Source organism: Bacillus haikouensis, assembly GCF_013179555.1.
In the GTDB taxonomy this organism is placed as follows: Bacteria; Bacillota; Bacilli; order Bacillales; family Bacillaceae_B; genus Rossellomorea; species Rossellomorea haikouensis_A.
On the sequence record NZ_JABMCR010000068.1, the window covers coordinates 1 to 17958 of the forward strand.

A 17958-nucleotide genomic window follows, 5' to 3' on the forward strand; every position below is an offset into this window, starting at 1 on the left:
CGGAATAGGCCTGTGTCTGCTTCTTTAATTTCTTCATAAGCTCTTCCGGCTCCATCGTGCCTAGAATTCCCATATTTTCGGACTGCGGCGTGCCATAATAGGTGACCAAACGATAATCTTTTAATGGTCCATCAGAGGGATCCTTCACCCCGTCCGCCAGTGTTTCTCCAAGGGGGACCGTACGCTTGGAATCAGTTTTCTGCCCTTCCTTATCAGTTTTTTTCTGTTCCTCATCTCCCAGTCTTTCCTTCAAGGGCACAGCATTTTCAGAAGGTTTGAGCGGTTTAAAAGGCTGCTTCTCTTCTTTATCCTCTTTTTCCGCTGACTCGTCATGCCCCTGTTCCTTTTCCTCATTAGATTCGTCCTGTACGGAAGTAGTCGTTTTCTCCGCTTTCTCCTTTAACGACGGAGAATCCGTGCACGCTCCCAATATAAATATTCCTGCTGTCAGGAACAGCAATGTTTTTTTCATTGCCGCACACATCCTTTCTACATAGAAGAATATGGAGGACTTTAACACATTTTCCTTTACATGAAACCTATGTAAACAAATTGATAGAAAATCTTAATCCGAATGTCCATGTTATGTCCCAGTGAATGGGGTAGTTTTTTTAATCACGATTGACTTAATAGTGGAGATCGCCACGTTAATCGAGCAAGTTCTTTTCAAGAATGATTTTATGCCGTCCCTTATCGTCCGTGACTGTATCTATGACATCAAACCCATTTCTGATATTCAAAATCAACATGTCACGCCATCTATTCATTGTTTTGGATTGAACGATTCGATATCCGTTCTCTTTTAAATAGCGGTGCTGGATGTTTAATAATTGAAAGGCAATACCGTGTTTTCGGTAATTCGTATCCACGCCGCCTAACCAACTGTAAAATGTATGGCGGTCGAGCTCGTAACCAATCTTATAACCGATTACTCTTTCCTCATACGTCGCAGTAATCACCAATAGTTTAGGCTTACGAGCCATTTTATTGATCAATTCATCATGCGTTCCGAAAATATCTTTATGTAATTCTATGATTCCCTTAAGAATATCCTGATCCGGAATTGATTGAATAATCGTGTAAACAATATCCAAGGGAGCACCTCCATTCTGAACCAATGATTTACCGCCCATCCTTATTTTTGAATAATACATATCTTGCATTAATGAAAAATAAAGTGCCAAAGAAAAATAAAACGACGACTATCCAGCTCGCAACAGCTGCATATTCCCCGTTCAAAACGAATTCACTTATCAAATTAACAAGAACCATAAGTGCCATGACGATATACATGCTGATTAAATCCTTCATTTTATTCCCACCTTACTAAATGGAATGAAAACACCATACGATCAGAATGATGCTTGCGGTTCCCCAGACTGCGGTTCCCCATATCCACCAAATAACCGTTTGTACATTGCGAGTTTCCTTACTTTCTATCGTTCTCTTAATAGAAATGAGAACGAAAAATCCCAATATGATGAAACCGACGGACATCCAACGTAAAATATCCATTTTCATTTATCCAGTACCAGAAGCAGATAACTTCCTCCACAGAGAAAGATTGCCACCTGGGTGATGATATAAATGAAAAGTTCCGATAAGGTTAGTTTTCGTTCACTCTTCGTTTTTTTGAAATGCCTATAATAATAGAGTAAGCAGAGGAGCAGGATGATTGCCGAAAACTGAAATGTATTTTCTACTAAATGTATCAAATGAGCATCTCCCTTCGCTCCTTGATTTTACCATAAGGTTCCAGATTTTTCTTGGATATAACATGACAGGGAAAGGCGTGCATTTCAGGAATCATACCGATTGCATGGATTTTTCTTTTTACGCATGAAAATAATGATTGAGGTGATGGTCCCGATTTGAAATAATTGGTATAAGAAAGGTAAATACATTTAAAGAAAGATATGACTTCCGAAAATGCGAAATCACTGGGAAATGAGATCAGGGAAATCAAGCAGCGGTTCAACAGGAGATTGAGCCATTTCGTTCTGAACTGTGGTGATATTGCTATAAGTTGATAAGTTCTCCCTGGGATGCGCCGGTGACCTGGGTGTGCAGCTGAATGCCGGATATTTTTATCCTGTTTATTGAAATCCTTTGTAAGGTTTTTCGTGCTTCATTCGTTTTATAGAGTAGAAGACGAAAAAAATAAAAGAGGAGTGAAGGAAGATGCAGAGTCCTATTATTAACCAAATCAATACGGTGTTTGTGCATGTAAGCAGTCTGAAGGAATCGGTGAACTGGTACTCAGAGTTGTTGGGGCTTGAGTACGATTTAGAGTCAGTGTTGGAACCTGTATATAATATAAGGATCAATCACCATACTGGATTGACCTTGGATGCTGGACCGGAGGGAATGATTAAACACGTAAAAGCTGATGAATATCCATTGTTCAATTTTCACACAGAAGATATTGATTCGTCTTATTCATTTGTCCAGGAAAAGGGATATGAAGTTGTTTCGGGTATTATCCGATTTGCTGATTTTTCATTTTTTACGATTAGCGATCCTGATGGGCATGTGGTGATGATTTGTACGGGGTGATATTCGTTATTGGCTGGGCCACGGTACGATGAAGGTTGAGTATGGATGGAATCAGACACCGGATTAATGGTGAATCAGGCATCAGGTCCGATAAATCCTATTTTACAGGAGGTATAAAGATGAACGAGTTGATGAACATGCTCTCGATGACAAAACCGATCATACAGGCGCCAATGGCTGGAGGTGCAACGACTCCAAGTCTTGCAGCGGCTGTTTCGAAGGCAGGGGGGCTCGGAAGTCTAGCATCTGGCTATTTGAAATCCGATCAGCTGGAGAAGCAGCTGAACCACATGAGACAGTGTGGTGCTCGTGCTTTTCAAGTGAATCTTTTTGTACCTGGAGCCGAAGGAGAGCCGTCAGAACGAGAGGTTCAACGCTGGAAGGATATGATTCCTTATGCGGATGAAGCAGGAACGTTTACTTCTATCGATGATGAGTGGAAGGATTTTGATCAAAAAGTTGATCTGCTGGTGGAGCACCGCGTGCAAGTGTGTTCGTTCACGTTTGATCTGCCTCCTGAACATGCGGTGATGAAACTGAAGGCTGCCGGCTGTCGTTTACTTGGAACGGCATGTTCAGTAGAAGAAGCTGTGCTGTTGGAAGAGAGGGGGATGGATGCGGTGATTGTGCAGGGTGCGGAAGCCGGCGGTCACCGGGGAGCGTTCCTCCCTTCAACACGGGCTGTTGGATTGATGTCCCTTATTCCGCAGACGGTCGACCGTATCGGTATTCCGGTTATCGCGGCAGGAGGGATCACGGAAGAAAGAGGCGTGAGGGCAGCTCTGGCACTTGGAGCACAGAGCGTTCAGGTCGGAACGGCGTTTTTGGTTTGTAAAGAAAGCGGGACACACCCTGTGCATAAAGAGCAGATCTTTCAAGCTTCAGCCTCAGATACGAAGCTTACGAAAGTATTCTCGGGCAAAGAAGCACGCGGAATCGTAAATGCGTGGATGGAGGAGAACGAAAAGCGCGAACAGGAAGTGCTCCCTTATCCATATTTCAATACGTTGACAAAACCGATGCGGCAGCATGCAGCGAAGCAAAATGATCCTTCCCATATGTCTTTATGGGCTGGGCAGGGGGTTGGTTCGCTGGGGGAAGAGGAGAATGTAGACGAGTTGATGGAACGGTTGTGGCCGGGCATGAGTTAAAGATTTAAAGGTCCGTCCCATACTGTGTTAAAGCAGTGCAGGAGGGACCTTTTATATTTCTATAGCGGCGGCAAGTCGAGTTTACCTTCTTGAAATAATTCTTTCACCATATGTTTTGTATAGCCGACTACCTGGGAGAATTGGAGATTTCCCGGCATTGGTGCTTCGTCGGCGTCGACGACGACATCGACGATACATGGTTTGTTTTGCTGGACGGCTTTTTGCAGGGAAGGAAGAAGACCCTCCGTCCGCTCAACACGGTATCCGACTCCACCGCACGCTTCAGCATATTTGGCGAAGTCCGGGTTGTGGAGGTTTGTACCGAATTCTGCATTTCCCATCACTTCTTGTTCAAATTTAATCATGGCGATTTTGTGATTGTTCAGCACAACCACAACCATCGGCAGCTCATATTTGACCGCGGTGACGAAATCGGCCATCATCATCCCGAAGCCGCCATCCCCGCAGATCGCAAGTACTTGCTTGTGCGGGTAGGCGATTTTTCCGGCGATGGCACCTGGTAGACCGCATCCAAGCGTGGCAAGCCAGCTGGAAATGACGAATGACTGGTTTGTCATGTGGAAGTGTCTGGCTGCCCATACCGTTACGTTTCCGACGTCAACCGACAGGACCGCATCATCGGCTGCCACCTGCTGAAGCGCACGGATGACGCGCTGCGGTTTGATCGGAACGGATTCATCCTCTTCCTGCTTTTCAAGCTTCTCCCACCATTTGTTCATTCTTTCCTGATTTTTTTCTAAGAATTGACGGTCTTCCTTCCTTGAAACATGTTCCGTCAGCCATGAAAGGGTTGCTCCGGCATCGCCTGCCAGTCCGACATCAACCGGATAGCGCTTCCCGATTTGGGTGGGGTCTATATCGATTTGAATGGTTTTTGCATGATCCGGCAGGAATCCTGTAAACGGGAAGGATGTTCCGATCATCATGAGGAAATCGGCATCCTGCATCGCTTCATAAGAAGGCTTCGTGCCAATCAGACCGAGACCGCCCAAACAGTAGGGATGTTTATCAGGGATGACCCCTTTACCAGGCAAGGTAAGAACGATGGGAGCCCCAATTTTTTCAGCGAATGCCAGCAGGTCCTCCCGCTTTCCGTGAACCCCTTTTCCTGCGAGAATGACAGGATTTTCGGCATGTTCAATGAGTTCCTTTGCTTTTTGCAAATCTTCTTTTAACGGGAAGAGGTCCTGTTTCACAGCGAAATTCGATGTGATCTTTGCTTCTTTGCCGACTTCAAAGCGTGGTATATCGTCTGGAATCGTTATGACGGATACCCCTTTTTTCGCATAGGCGGTCCGGATCGCCTGATTGACAACGGCCGGAAGCTGTTCAGCCGACATGATCTGCTGATTGTATACAGCTACATCATCAAACAACCGGTCCAGGTTCACCTCTTGAAAGTAATCTGTCCCCATCAGGTCCGTTTCGATCTGCCCCGTGATTGCCAGTACAGGAGCTTTATCAAGCTTTGCATCGTATAACCCGTTCAACAGATGGATGGCACCTGGACCTGCAATGGCAGTGCAGACACCCAGTTTCCCGGTTAATTTGGCATAGGCTGCAGCGGCCAGGGCACCGGCTTCCTCGTGTCTTACTTGGATGAATTTAATCTTGTCTTTTGCTTTCCTTAAAGGTTCAATAATGGAGTTTATCGAATCGCCGGGCATCCCATAAATATGGTCGACACCCCATTCAATCAATTGTTCAACTAATTTTTCACCGGCAGTTTGTTTAAACATAACACGATCACCTCTCACTACTTGGATAGGTTTAGTTTGGTACTTTCAGGTAGAAATTACTCAAAAATTCTTATGGAGGGTGAGTGTGATAGGGATTATTGTTAACATCAGCTGAACTTCTAGAGGTATATCCACAAGTGAGTAAACGGGACCATGAGAACTAGATTCATTTTTTTGCATTCCATTGAATAATTTTTGCTATTATTTTCAGACATACTTTATGGTCATCCTTCTTCGCATCCCGGTAACGGAATAAGATTTTTACGCATTAAAACTAATTCACTGTGCTTGAGTCTTCTTAACACGCAGAAATAATGCTGGATAGTAGGCAAGTCCCAACAAGCGCCCTGATTTGACATGTATGAAAAAGGATATTCAAAAAGGATGTCGAAGAAGTAGGTAGATGATAAAAAAATCCTGCTTTTGTCCTAAAGGAGATCTTGTATGCTAGAGTCCGTCCACCATTTAGTTTTACATGTGGTATTTATACTGTTTGCGATCCTTCTGTTTCAAATGTTTACCAGGGAATCGGATTACGGTACGAAAGAGTTTAACTTGAAGTTTCTCCTCGCCAATATTGTTATCGTCGTGTTCACCATGACGTTCCCGGTTGTATACTCAAGTGGTTATGTTTACGATTTTAAAGTGATTCCCATCCTCCTTGCCTTTCTCTATGGCGGCAGAAGAGTGGGGTTTGCTGTGTTTTTCTCCATGCTATTGATCAGCTTGCTTACCAACCATGTATTCATCAATCTTGTCGTAAATTACACAATCTATTGTCTGCTGCTCATCCCTCTATCTAACTGGTATAAAAGGTCTAAATGGAAGAACAAAATTCTCTTGATTTCCCTTTTTTATTTTTTCGTCCCTGTTACAAGAGCCGTTTTTTTATATTTTGAAAATGAATTGGTTCAGCTTCCTTTAATGGTAAGCTCCACCATGGTTATATGGATTACACTGGTGCTGATCATTTATTTGATTGAAAATAGACTGGAACAAATCAGGGTTAAAAAAGAGCTTATAAAAGCTGAAAAATTTAATGTAGTCAGCCAGTTAGCTGCTTCAGTCGCACATGAAATCCGAAACCCGATGACGACAGTAAGAGGATTTATGCAGCTTCTGCAGGGAGAAAGTTTATCGAAGGAACAAAAGACCTTTATCAATATATCCATTCAGGAATTAGACCGGGCACAAGAAGTCATCAATCAATACCTTTCCCTCGCTAAGCCGCAAACGGAAGAATACGAAGTGTTCAGTTTGACTGACGCGATTAATGAATCCGTTGATGTGATGTCAACCTATGCTGTTATGAACAGCATTGAAATCAAGAAAGACATTGAAGAAAATCTGATGGTAAGAGGATTGAACTTTGAGATTAAGCAGGTATTAATCAATATTCTTAAAAATGCAATCGAAGCCATAAAAGAGAACGGAGAAATAACGGCTTCAGCAGTACTGCACAAAGATGGCCAAGTGATGATTACCATTAAGGATAACGGGACCGGCATGCCTCAGGATCAGATCAAGTCATTAGGCAGACCCTATTATTCTACAAAGGAAAAGGGGACGGGACTTGGATTGACAGTTTGCTATCAGATAGTAAAACGGATGAAGGGTGAGATAAAGGTGGAAAGTCAATTGAATAAAGGGACGACGTTTACTATTTCCTTGCCTGAAATATATAGATTAGGAACCGGTGAAGAAATATAACACCGTATAGTTTGTAGTGCTGCCTGTAACGATCATTCGATGTTGATACAATGATCACGGTGAATTCATTGGCAAGGCTTGAAGCAAGATATAACGTACCCGGCGTTTAGAATACGAAATACCCCTGACAGTAAATGAATACATGTCAGGGGTATTTTAAATGTCTAATTAAGTACATTCGCATCAAGTGAATGATGACTGCTTGTAAATCAACTGTATTCATGTGCTCCGGCTCGGCCATCTGCCTTCAAGGACGTTCCAGGACGCTTGCGAGCATCCTGTGGACAACTTCATGGTCGCGCTGGTCGTGCAGGCGATAGTCATCACCCGGCAGTGTGTACCACTCTTCGGCGCCGGCATATGTGATGGAGAGCGTGAGGGTGCCGTCATCCTTGCAGGTGGTGAGCAGCTCGAGTTCCCCGCTGATCACACCGACCTCCGATGTCATGACGCCGTGGGTGGCGGTGAAGATAGTCGACTTCTTTTCCATACGGCTGCCTCCCTTCTAAAGTGGGGTGTATTCTCTGTAAGTACCACGAACCGAAGTATCCTCAAACAAATCAGTAGGAGCAGGAGTTAAGCATACTCTGAAGAGCGGACTTTTCCGATGATTGCAGGTGCAGGTCCCAGCGGTACTTTGTATTGATCCACCATTTCGCATAGCCGCAGCGGGCACCTGAACGCGGCGGCTGCCAGGTTGATGGGTCCTGGTCGCCTTTGGAACGGTTGACGCTGGCGGTTACCGCGATCAGTTGCGGACCGTTGAGATCGTTGGCGAAGTCCTCACGCTTTTCCGTCGTCCAGCTGCCGGCACCGGAACGCCATGCTTCAGCCAGTGGAACGATGTGGTCAACGTCGAGATCGGAAGGAGAGTATACCGTAACGCCGTCGAAATAGCTGTACCACTTGCCGGATGTTACAGGGCAGTTGCCGCTGTAGTAGTCAGCGTCACGCTGGAGAACTTTTTGGCGGGTGTCGCAGCCATTCCCCTGTCCGATCCAGTGCGGGAACTTGTCGCGGGAATATCCGGTCATGGAACTTTCGGACTTCACTGTCAGCGAGTTCAACTGGGATTGGGCAGCGGACTTTGAAGGTGTGCCTGGCGGAAACGCCGAGGCCGTTTGCAGTTCAAACTGAAAAGCGGCAAACGATAGAATCAGTGCAAATACAAATAACATTGATTTTTTCAGCATGGAAATGCCTCCTATATGCAATTTTTTTATACTAACATCTAGAGTAGATGTTAATAGAGAGAGTACAGTAAAGACGTCGATGGGGTGGTAACGATTCATTGTTGGATTTGTCTGCAATTAGCAGCGTAGGAACAAGGTGACTGTTTGTAATCAATTGAGTGGCGTTATTAGACTTGCAATCTATTGAACATGCCTCTATGTGCTATGATCGTTCATGGTTTAATTTTTACACAAGTAAAAATATTGTAAATATTCTTTTCGTAATAGGGATATAGATCGATTTAAAGAGGAGCAGGGACAAGGTACCTGTCCCTCTGTCCCTTCCTCTTTATACAAAAACCCCAATTCCTTTCTGCACTTTTAGTAGTTTTCAAGCATTTTTCCTTTAAAATAAGGAATTTCAGCCGGGATTTATCTGTCTGACTATGACAAAAGACCCTATGGAAACACCATTTGTCAATACGATTCAGGGGACTGTACAATACAGTTATCAACCTCAATGAACCTCATTAGTATGGCTTCTTCAGAACACATCAAGTAACCTCATTTTACTGGAGGTGAGTACTAGTACACGGAGTACTGTCTATCCATTATTCATCATGATTTTTCATAAACTATGAATCTACTAGAATGATACGGCAAAGGAGAATGGGAATGAAGAAGGTAACCAAGAAATTATTTTTGGCTGGAACGGTTGCAGCCGTTGCTTTTTCGGGAGGAATTCCGCAGGCTGGTGCATGGGATAATCCTGATGCAGCAGAACAGCAGGAGGCAGTGGTCAGCGGCAATATGGCAGGTGATCATGTCATTACTCTCATCACCGGTGATAAGGTGAAAGTGACGATGTTGGAAAATGGGCAATTCGCCATCGATGTAGAGACAGTGAATCATAATAAGGATGGGTTCAGGGTCATGACAATCGCGGATGAGACCTTTGTATTCCCTGCCACAGCGATGCCTTATCTGGCAGCAGAAAAACTGGATATGGATTTATTCAATATTACTAAGCTGATTGAGTATGGGTACGATGACAAAAGTCTGTCGGCTCTTCCGGTGATTGTAGAATACGAGGAAACGAAGGCGAAAAGCTATACTTCTAAGGCAGCTCCTAAAGGAGCGAAGAAGATCCGGGAGCTGGAAAGCATAAACGGAGTTGCACTGGCAGCGGAGAAAAAAGAGTCGGAATCATTCTGGAATGATATCACCGTTGAGGCGGAGAGCAGCAAACAGAAAAAGGCGACGCAATTTGACCATGGGGTAGAAAAGATTTGGCTGGATGGACGCGTGGAGGCTTCCCTTGATCAAAGCGTGCCTCAGATTGAAGCTGATACGGCGTGGGAAGCAGGGTATACAGGAAAGGAAGTAAAGGTGGCCGTCCTGGATACAGGAATCGACGCTGAGCACCCCGATATTCAGGGGCAAGTGGATGAAGCTGTGAGCTTCGTGCCCGGCGAGGAAGTGAAGGATGTCAATGGACATGGAACACATGTTGCCTCTACGGTTCTTGGTACTGGAGCGGGGGACGGTAAGCACAAAGGTGTTGCACCGGAAGCCCGTTTATTAGTAGGGAAGGTATTGAGCGACGAAGGATATGGCCAGGATTCCTGGATCATCGATGGAATGGAATGGGCATCGGATCAAGCCAAGGTCGTCAATATGAGTTTAGGGAGCAGCGAGCCGAGTGACGGGACAGACCCGATGGCACAGGCGGTCAATTCCTTGACAGAAGACAACGGGACGCTGTTTGTCATTGCAGCCGGTAACAACGGGGCGGAAGGATCAATTGGTTCACCGGGGGCTGCAGATGCGGCATTGACCGTCGGGGCAGTCGACAAGTCCGACCAACTTGCCTATTTTTCCTCCATGGGACCTCGTTTCGGTGATAAAGCACTGAAGCCTGATTTATCTGCTCCCGGGGTAGGAATCGTGGCAGCACGTTCCCAATACTCTCCTGGAAGCGGGGATTATAAAAGCCTGGATGGAACCTCGATGGCGACTCCGCATGTCGCCGGGGCAGCGGCAATCGTAGCCCAAAAGTATCCTGAATGGTCCGGGGAGAAAATCAAGGAAGTACTCATGAACACCACACAACAGCTTGATTCTTACCAGCCTTATCAAGTGGGAACAGGGCGTGTCGACGTTGCAGCCGCTTTAGAAACAAAGATAAGCGCGACAAGCTCCATTTCCTTCGGTTTCTTCCAGTGGCCGCATGATGAAGAAGACCCTGTCGAAAAGGTTGTGACGTATTCAAATGATGGGGAGGAAGATATTTCTCTTGATCTATCAACTTCATTTACCAATTCAGATGGAGAGGAAGCACCGGATGGACTGCTTACCCTGTCTGAATCAACCATTACTGTACCCGCCGGAGGGACGGCTGACGTAAAAGTCACCCTGGATTCCAATGTTGGTGAAACAGGTTCCCGTTATCAAGGGTTTTTGACCGCAGCATCAGAAGGAACAGAAGTGGTGCGGACAACGATGGCGATGGTGAAAGAAGAGGAACGTTATCCGCTGACGTTAAAAGCAACGGACCGTGACGGATCGCCAGGTCAGGCTTATACGGTTGTATTCAGTGAGAACATGGACCCGCAGGTATATGCAGTAGATGGCACTTTGGAGCTTCGTCTGCCCCCTGCCACTTATTCGGCCATGTCCCTGATGGACGTGGATGTGGACACCGATCATGCTGGTGTTGCACTTGTCGGGGATCCGGAAGTGAAACTGAACAAGCCTAGAACAGTGGAGCTCGATGCAAGACAGGCAAAAGAAATCAAGGTAGACGTCCCGAAAAAATCGGAAGAAAACTACCGACGACTGGAGTATCACCGCACACTTGGGGAAATGCCGGTGACAAGCCTGTATCTGATGCCGGTGTGGATTGATAAGATGTACGCTGTACCAACAAAAGAAGTAAAAGAAGGGTACTTTGAACAGCTGACTCGCTGGCGACTGACAAAGCCGCTTCTGACAATTAATTTCAAAGGAAAAGAACTGGACGATATTCCGCTTGCGGGAAGTACCTTGCTTGATGGAAAATACAATCTGTCGACTGTATACGCCGGAAAGGGAAGCCCTGCAGACTATGACCGTCTGAAGGCGAAAGGAAAAGCAGTCGTAGTGGACCGAAATAGTGATGTCACCGTATCTGAACAGGCGACGGCTGCTGCAGATGCAGGCGCAAAGTTATTGATCATCGCCAATAACGAGGATAAAGAGTTCAGCGAATATGCCGGCACCCCGGAATATACAGATAATCCACTGGCAGTCGCAGCCATCAGTAAAAAGGAAGGGGATAAGCTCATCAAAGCTGTCCGTTCCGGAAACATCAAGCTGAAAGTCGAAGGGGAAACGGATTCTCCTTATGTGTATGACCTCATGGATGTCCATGAAGGATCTATTCCAAAGAAACTGACATATGCACCGAAGAACAAAGATCTGGCTGTTATCGACAGCCGCTATAATTCGCATATCAAAACGGATGGAAGCGAATTCCGGTTCGATCTTCGTCCACATACAAGAGGCGCAGTCGGCTTTCCTCAAAAAATCTCTTTACCGAACGCCAGGACAGAATATGTGTCAGCCCAGGAAGGGACTGATTGGTATCACCAGGCGGAAGTATTAGATGCAACATGGGAAGTGCGTCAACCGTTAGCATCTTACAAGGGCCGGGATAAATTGACGGAAAACTGGTTCTCCCCTGTAGCGAGACCAGCACTTGGAGATGGCTACTGGGTACCGGAACGCCAGGGGAATTCCCTTATGATCAATATCCCTGCATGGGCTGATGGCGGCACTGGAAATACCGGCGGTACCGATTACAATGTATCTGTCGAAAATCAGACTAACAAGCTTTACCAGGGGGACAGATTGGTAAAAGAAGGGAATGGTCAGGCGATCTATGCATTTGATGCTGCACCGGCCGAACGTACGAAGTTCCGGTATGTAACTGATGCGGCGCGGGATGAGAAGCGCTGGAATACGTCAACCCGCACACATACAGAATGGACCTTCTGGGCAGAAGAGCTTCCAGAGGAACGATGGAGAGCCAATCTTCCATTCCTGACACTCGATTACAAAGTTGATACAGATGTAAACGGGAATGCACTCTCCAACCGTCCGACTGAATTGGAGCTGTCTGTAGGAAAAGTTAAAGATGCCATCGGATATGGAAATATCGAAGGCGCATCATTGGAAGTGTCCTTTAATGAAGGGAAGACATGGAAGAAAGTGAAGCTTTCCGGAGACGGAGACAGTTTCACTGCTACCATCCGAAACCCGAAAAAAGCAACATCCGTATCTCTCAAAGCCAACGCCTGGGATGATGAAGGGAATAAGATTTCTCAGGAAATCATCAAAGCTTATGGATTGAGATAAGAACGTAAGGAAAAAGATGCCGCATTACTGGGCATCTTTTTCCTGTTTATACAAACTGGTTTTTCCTTGGAATCTTCCTGAGAATATGACGTGCATATTGATTGGCTTTGTCGAGTTCTTTCTTTTCCATAAAATAATCGAATAGTTTAACTGCATAATATTCGATGGTCAAACCATATCCCATCTTTTCGAAATATGGGAACGCCTCTGTCTCTAGATAGTGATAATAGCGCTCTACTTCTCCAAGGATGGAGTAGCGGTGCATCGTAAATAAATAATAAAAAATGGAGTCCGGGCTGCTGTTGATGATGTCCAATCCTTCTTCCAGCAGGTTAAGCAGTTTAGATTGTGATGTATTTCCTTCCTTGGTCAAAGCATTGAGGTAGCCTTCCAATGAGCCAAGATATTGAGGGTCCGAGGGATTTCTTGCGTCCATCGCCTTTTTATAATAATTGCCTGCTTCCCGAAAGAGGCCATACTGCAAATGGAGATAGCCAAGATTATGATGAAGGATCGTCCGTTGGCGATCCAGTCCGAAATCCGAGGTCATGTCGATCAACCGTTCATATTCACTGATTAAGAAAGGGAGATCCTCAGATTGCTCCAATTGTATCAGCATCAGCATTTCCGTATCGATCATTCTTGAAAAACTGCGCGTCTTCGTGAAAAATTCCAACGCTTTACTGGCATTATAAAAGGCAAGAACACTTGAATTTAAGAAGCTGTATGCAAGAGCCAGGTCGTAGTAACATTCCTGATTGGCATAATGTTCAAGCTTGATTTTCTTTAAATAAGAGAGTGACATGGGAAAATTACTTTTCACTCGGCCAAAATAGATCCCTTTGATGTGGAGCAGCATATTTTCCTCAAACTTGGTCAGATCTGTCCAAAAGCTCATCTCCTCGATCAACTTTTCAACTTGATTTACATCCGAAACGAACAAGTAATATCTGGTAAGCACAAGCGTATATGTACGATAAAAATCGGGGATATGCAAAAGTTGGATGCTCTCCAGCTGCTGTTTGATATCCTCCGCCTTTTTCTGCTGTTTCTTAATTATGGTCTCCTGCCAATCCAGCAGCAGTGTCTCCACCCTTTTGTATTGAATGACTTCTTCATCAAGCTGGATCCCAAGCCTCTCCGCCAACAAGATGATCGTCTCCCTCGATACCTCTGTCAGCCCGCGCTCAATCTTACTGATATGGGTACTCGAACAAATTCCATCCCCTAACTCCTTTTGTTTCATATTGCGGTATTCCCGGTAAAATTTGATGATTTTCCCCTCTAGCATGATGTCATCCCCTATTTCGTATTAGCTGATTTTTCTTATCATATCATGATTTTGCACGAAGCTCGCTAACCTGGAGAAATTTCGTTCAACGAAAAACGAGGCGAAAATAATCAAATAATACTGAATGAATATGGGAGCGCGATACATTATTTTTTTACTGATATTACGAAAGGTGTAAGGGAAAATTTGGTACAATCAAATGGAGGTGATCGAAATGGAACCAAAATGGCTTGATTGGGCAAAACAACTGCAGGCAATTTCACAGGCAGGATTGACGTATTCCAAAGATGTGTATGATTTGGAACGTTTTGAAATGATACGGGACATCAGTGTTGAAATGATGGCGCAGCATACCGAGATGGATACAGCTGTGATAAGGGATCTGTTTGCAAATGAAACGGGCTATGCCACCCCTAAAGTAGATGTACGTGCAGTCATATTTAAGGGAGATAAACTATTGATGGTCCGGGAAAATACTGATGGCGGATGGTCGCTGCCCGGCGGTTGGGGCGACATCGGACTGACTCCAGGTGAAGTGGCGGTCAAAGAAGTAAAAGAAGAATCAGGATTTGAGGTAAAGGCAGCCGGATTGTTGGGAGTACTTGATAAGAAGTGCCATCCACATCCGCCTTCACCTTATCACGTTTATAAAGTGTTCATCCGCTGCGAAATCGTTGGCGGGCATGCAAAACAAGGGATTGAAACGAGTGCTGTCGGGTTCTTTGCTGAAGATGAAATGCCCCCATTGTCGGTTGAAAGAAATACAGAATCACAGATTCATATGGTTTTTAGACACTTACATAATCCGGGGGAACCGGTTTATTTTGATTGAATATTTTAATAGAGTTCATTTAGGGGAGGATGGGGGTTCCCCTGACATGATCCGTTTTTTAAAGTCTTAACGTAATTACTCCGTATAAATTAGTTAGTAAAGATTAGGGGCAATTAATGTGCTGTGTTCCTGTGAACAAAGAGAAATTCTTGACATAAACATTGAAGGTGATGTGGCAGCAGATCCATTGTGGTGTATTCATTGCGGCTGCAATTTGGATATTGAAGCCATGCCGATATCAAATGAGGTTAAGAGAGAATTGATAAAATGGGCGAGCGAATATGGCAGTTGGATTGATTGGGACCTGGATGAAGTACTTCCGCGTGGTATCGATATGGAAACAGAACATAATAGACAGGGAGAAATTTTATTTGAACGTCTCAAGCAAGAGCTTGGAGGCAGATACAACTTCAAATACACTTCATCAACTATGGGAAGGCGTTATGCAAGTAACTAGCTGATGGTACCAGATCAGCTAGTTAAAAAAATTCAGCAGGCTGGCATCGATATATATCCAAGGAGGCAATGAGTATGGAGTTTGCATCAGATCGGCACCTGCATATTGGTTATTACGAGAAAGGTTTCGACTTAGAGGCAACGGCTTACAAAATGGCTGATGAAGATAGGTGGTTAGTATTCTTACATAGTGATCAAGATCTTACACGATTAAAAAGTGCCATAAAAAATTATGAAGAAACCGAAAAATTCGGTTACGAAATCTTTACCGTAAATAAAGTGGATCTGTCGTATGAATATGGCTCCGAAAAATTTATTGAATGGCTAACATCACATGAAATCATTTAAAGCTTAATCGTACATCGGGAGCGAATGCAGAAAAAGGTACCTTTTAGCCTAAGGCAAGTTATCTAATAGTCGATTCGGTACCCATTGGAATCATCTTCAGAACTAAGGAGGAGTAATCATATGTTCGAAAAGTTTAATTTTGAAACGATTTTTCGTGAAAGGGATGATTGCACCCCCCTGGTCGTAATGATGTGCGGTGTGGCTGGTTCCGGGAAAACGACCTTCGCCCAATTGTTGGAAAAGGAAGGATTTGTACGTCTTTCTATTGATGAAGAAATATGGGCGACTCACGGTCGTTATGGAATTGATTTCCCAATCGAAAAGATTGAAGAATACAAGAAAGGTGCAGAGAGAAAATTACGAGACCATTTAATAAAGTTAATTCACGACAAACAACAGGTGGTAATTGACTTCAGTTTTTGGGACCGTGCAAGAAGGGACCAATATAAACAACTAATCGAAAAGTCGGGGGGGGAAATGGAAACTGATTTATTTTAACGTTCACCCTGATGATTTGCGTGACCGGCTGAAAATAAGGAACAAACGTCTTGATGCCAATGCATTCCCAATCACAGAAGAAGTATTGACTGCCTACCTTAATGGATTTGAAATTCCTAAAGATGAAGGAGAAATTGTGATTGAGAATTAGACCTTTCCAATCCCAAAATGCTGCCCGACAATTAGTAATATGAAAGAAAGATAAAATAAATCCTCAGCCTGCAGAAATAAACTTATTTGAGATAAATACGGAGAATTATGAAGGGATAAAAAAAGCCAACATTGATCCAGCAAATAGTCCGTTTGAAATAAAAGCTGATGAAAAAAAGATTGCTGCACAATATGCTTTAGAGTTTATATGGAAAGAAGGCAATAGCATTAGTGGAAGAAGTATGTTGAATTTCACACTGGAATAATTTTCTGCTTATTAAATACGGTGTCAATCAATGATCAAATGATCTTCTGCCAGCTTCCCTGCAGGTCGAAAAATACAACTGATGACAAGGAGGAGAGAAGCATAAAAATGTTAAAGGAAAACATTAGGATCCCCTTAGTATATTTCTTAGTATCAACGGTTTGGCAACTTATCGCTGACCGGGAAGTGAAGTGGATCGATAATAGTATCATCTGTTTTTTTATTTTTTTTGCAGTTTTGTTCCTTAAGTGGACTGAAGTACCTTATAAATGGAAAAAAGATAAGGTTGATGAAGATTAATTTGTTGTTGTTCACATAACAGGCAGGATTGGAAATGTTTATTTTGATATAGAAATAAGGTTTAAAAATTTACCGACTATTCTAAGTTTTACATTTATTTTTGGCTGGCAAACTCTTTACATGCTTCCTCAGACAAATAAATTAGCTTAGATCAAAAAGTTGGAGTTTGGTTATGACATAAATTAGGGAGGGGTTCAGATCAAAAAGCGTTGGATTTTATGCATTGTTAGTTTACCGGTTTTTGTTGTCTCATATATTTATTCTTTTTTTATTTCAAGTAAAATCGCTTACTTATCCCAATCAGAATGTAAACCTCAATTTATTTTTACCCCAAAAGATGTTCAATATTGCAGTGATATTTACGGAATTGATATCTTTATAATCGCCTTAAAGACAAATCCAATTTCATATCTATGTTTGTTAACAGGAATGTATATAATCAGCTTTTTTGCTTATATAACTTTTACAACAATTAAGAAAAGAATATATGCCAATTAAGAGACAGGTAAATTGAAGAAGTTGAAGAAGAACAGAGTAATTGGGATATTTATGAGGTCCATTTCTGTATAATAAACCTGGCTGAAAGGCAGGTAACAATATAAAAAATAAATGAATATATGTAATTCCACTTTAAATATGTAACAGTTCCAAGCATAACTGAAATAGGTTCTCCAATAAATGCAAAAATTGCAGCTTGACCAACAAGTGCAATACTAAATGTTTTCCAGGTATTAAAATATTGATAAAGCAGCATACAAGCCACTGGAATGATTGAAAAGTCAAATGGTAATGCAAGAAGACCAATAGGAACGAACTTAATAGGATAAACCCAGGCACTTAATTCACTGCCAAGATCGTCTGTAAAACTGGTGATGAGGATGACAATTAGTCCAAAACTCCAAATTTGAAGAGTGCGATTTCTATCAAGGAGCTTAACGAATATCAACCAGGGTACCACAGATAGGATTAAAAGAAACCACCAGCTTGAATTAAAAACCGCATCTGATAACCAATTTTCAATAGCCAAATCGGCGTATCTTTGTTGTAATGCCATTAACTCCTTTACGGTGC

The 17958-nt window shown here is 43.5% G+C and carries 18 protein-coding genes and 1 pseudogene; 9 read left to right on the forward strand and 10 right to left on the reverse strand.

Translation table 11 applies throughout. The annotated features are described in order from the left end of the window. The 5 genes and pseudogenes from HP456_RS08720 to HP456_RS08740 all read right to left on the reverse strand — a co-directional run. A pseudogene (locus HP456_RS08720) lies at positions 1–472 on the reverse strand (hypothetical protein); the annotation flags it as partial. 175 nt (positions 473–647) lie between these two features. Continuing rightward, on the reverse strand, positions 648–1094 hold the full coding sequence (locus tag HP456_RS08725; protein WP_246288893.1) for a GNAT family N-acetyltransferase: 447 nt from the start codon (positions 1092–1094) through the stop codon (positions 648–650). A gap of 28 nt (positions 1095–1122) precedes the next feature. Next, a complete protein-coding gene (locus tag HP456_RS08730; RefSeq protein ID WP_172250100.1) occupies positions 1123–1311 on the reverse strand; it encodes a hypothetical protein in 189 nt (62 codons plus the stop codon). Between the two features lie 15 nt (positions 1312–1326). Beyond that, positions 1327–1515 (reverse strand): hypothetical protein, encoded by a 189-nt coding sequence (locus HP456_RS08735; protein WP_172250102.1) that lies wholly within the window; start codon positions 1513–1515, stop codon positions 1327–1329. 2 nt (positions 1516–1517) lie between these two features. Beyond that, entirely contained in the window at positions 1518–1715 is a 198-nt protein-coding gene (locus HP456_RS08740) for a hypothetical protein (RefSeq protein WP_172250104.1), read from the reverse strand. 466 nt (positions 1716–2181) lie between these two features. Between HP456_RS08740 and HP456_RS08745 the strand changes: the two genes are divergently transcribed. Both HP456_RS08745 and HP456_RS08750 read left to right on the forward strand, forming a co-directional pair. Further along, positions 2182–2556 (forward strand): VOC family protein, encoded by a 375-nt coding sequence (locus HP456_RS08745; protein WP_172250106.1) that lies wholly within the window; start codon positions 2182–2184, stop codon positions 2554–2556. A gap of 119 nt (positions 2557–2675) precedes the next feature. Further along, positions 2676–3707, forward strand: a complete 1032-nt coding sequence (locus HP456_RS08750) for a nitronate monooxygenase (RefSeq protein ID WP_172250108.1) — start codon at positions 2676–2678, stop codon at positions 3705–3707. A gap of 59 nt (positions 3708–3766) precedes the next feature. On the opposite strand, the gene HP456_RS08755 is transcribed toward HP456_RS08750, so the two are convergent. After that, positions 3767–5467, reverse strand: a complete 1701-nt coding sequence (locus HP456_RS08755) for a pyruvate oxidase (protein ID WP_172250110.1) — start codon at positions 5465–5467, stop codon at positions 3767–3769. Positions 5468–5911: 444 nt separating this feature from the next. Between HP456_RS08755 and HP456_RS08760 the strand changes: the two genes are divergently transcribed. Beyond that, the gene (locus HP456_RS08760; RefSeq protein WP_172250112.1) at positions 5912–7177 is read left to right on the forward strand and encodes an ATP-binding protein; all 1266 of its coding nucleotides are present in this window, start codon (positions 5912–5914) and stop codon (positions 7175–7177) included. A 247-nt stretch (positions 7178–7424) separates the two neighbouring features. Here HP456_RS08760 and HP456_RS08765 read toward each other — a convergent pair whose 3' ends face one another. Then, positions 7425–7667, reverse strand: coding sequence for a hypothetical protein (locus HP456_RS08765; RefSeq protein WP_172250114.1), 243 nt, complete (start codon positions 7665–7667; stop codon positions 7425–7427). 70 nt (positions 7668–7737) lie between these two features. Next, the gene (locus HP456_RS08770; protein WP_172250116.1) at positions 7738–8370 is read right to left on the reverse strand and encodes an HNH endonuclease family protein; all 633 of its coding nucleotides are present in this window, start codon (positions 8368–8370) and stop codon (positions 7738–7740) included. Positions 8371–9024: 654 nt separating this feature from the next. Between HP456_RS08770 and HP456_RS08775 the strand changes: the two genes are divergently transcribed. Then, positions 9025–12747 carry a S8 family peptidase gene (locus HP456_RS08775; protein ID WP_172250118.1) on the forward strand — a complete coding sequence of 1241 codons (3723 nt, stop codon included), beginning with the start codon at positions 9025–9027 and terminating at the stop codon, positions 12745–12747. 46 nt (positions 12748–12793) lie between these two features. On the opposite strand, the gene HP456_RS08780 is transcribed toward HP456_RS08775, so the two are convergent. Further along, on the reverse strand, positions 12794–14038 hold the full coding sequence (locus HP456_RS08780; RefSeq protein WP_172250120.1) for a helix-turn-helix domain-containing protein: 1245 nt from the start codon (positions 14036–14038) through the stop codon (positions 12794–12796). A 214-nt stretch (positions 14039–14252) separates the two neighbouring features. Between HP456_RS08780 and HP456_RS08785 the strand changes: the two genes are divergently transcribed. From HP456_RS08785 to HP456_RS25630, 5 genes are all read left to right on the forward strand, one after another. Next, the gene (locus tag HP456_RS08785) at positions 14253–14870 is read left to right on the forward strand and encodes an NUDIX hydrolase (RefSeq protein ID WP_172250122.1); all 618 of its coding nucleotides are present in this window, start codon (positions 14253–14255) and stop codon (positions 14868–14870) included. Between the two features lie 118 nt (positions 14871–14988). Then, a complete protein-coding gene (locus tag HP456_RS08790) occupies positions 14989–15327 on the forward strand; it encodes an immunity protein CdiI family protein (protein ID WP_172250124.1) in 339 nt (112 codons plus the stop codon). A 74-nt stretch (positions 15328–15401) separates the two neighbouring features. Continuing rightward, a complete protein-coding gene (locus HP456_RS08795; protein ID WP_172250126.1) occupies positions 15402–15674 on the forward strand; it encodes a DUF3986 family protein in 273 nt (90 codons plus the stop codon). A 120-nt stretch (positions 15675–15794) separates the two neighbouring features. After that, complete coding sequence (locus HP456_RS08800) at positions 15795–16172, forward strand: P-loop nucleotide/nucleoside kinase family protein (protein ID WP_246288896.1); 378 nt, start codon at positions 15795–15797, stop codon at positions 16170–16172. 937 nt (positions 16173–17109) lie between these two features. Continuing rightward, on the forward strand, positions 17110–17385 hold the full coding sequence (locus HP456_RS25630) for a DUF4306 domain-containing protein (RefSeq protein ID WP_376766203.1): 276 nt from the start codon (positions 17110–17112) through the stop codon (positions 17383–17385). A 49-nt stretch (positions 17386–17434) separates the two neighbouring features. Here the strand turns inward: HP456_RS25630 and HP456_RS08805 are convergent. Next, positions 17435–17958 (reverse strand): CBO0543 family protein (locus HP456_RS08805; RefSeq protein WP_216663217.1); only part of this gene is annotated, 524 nt, incomplete at its 5' end.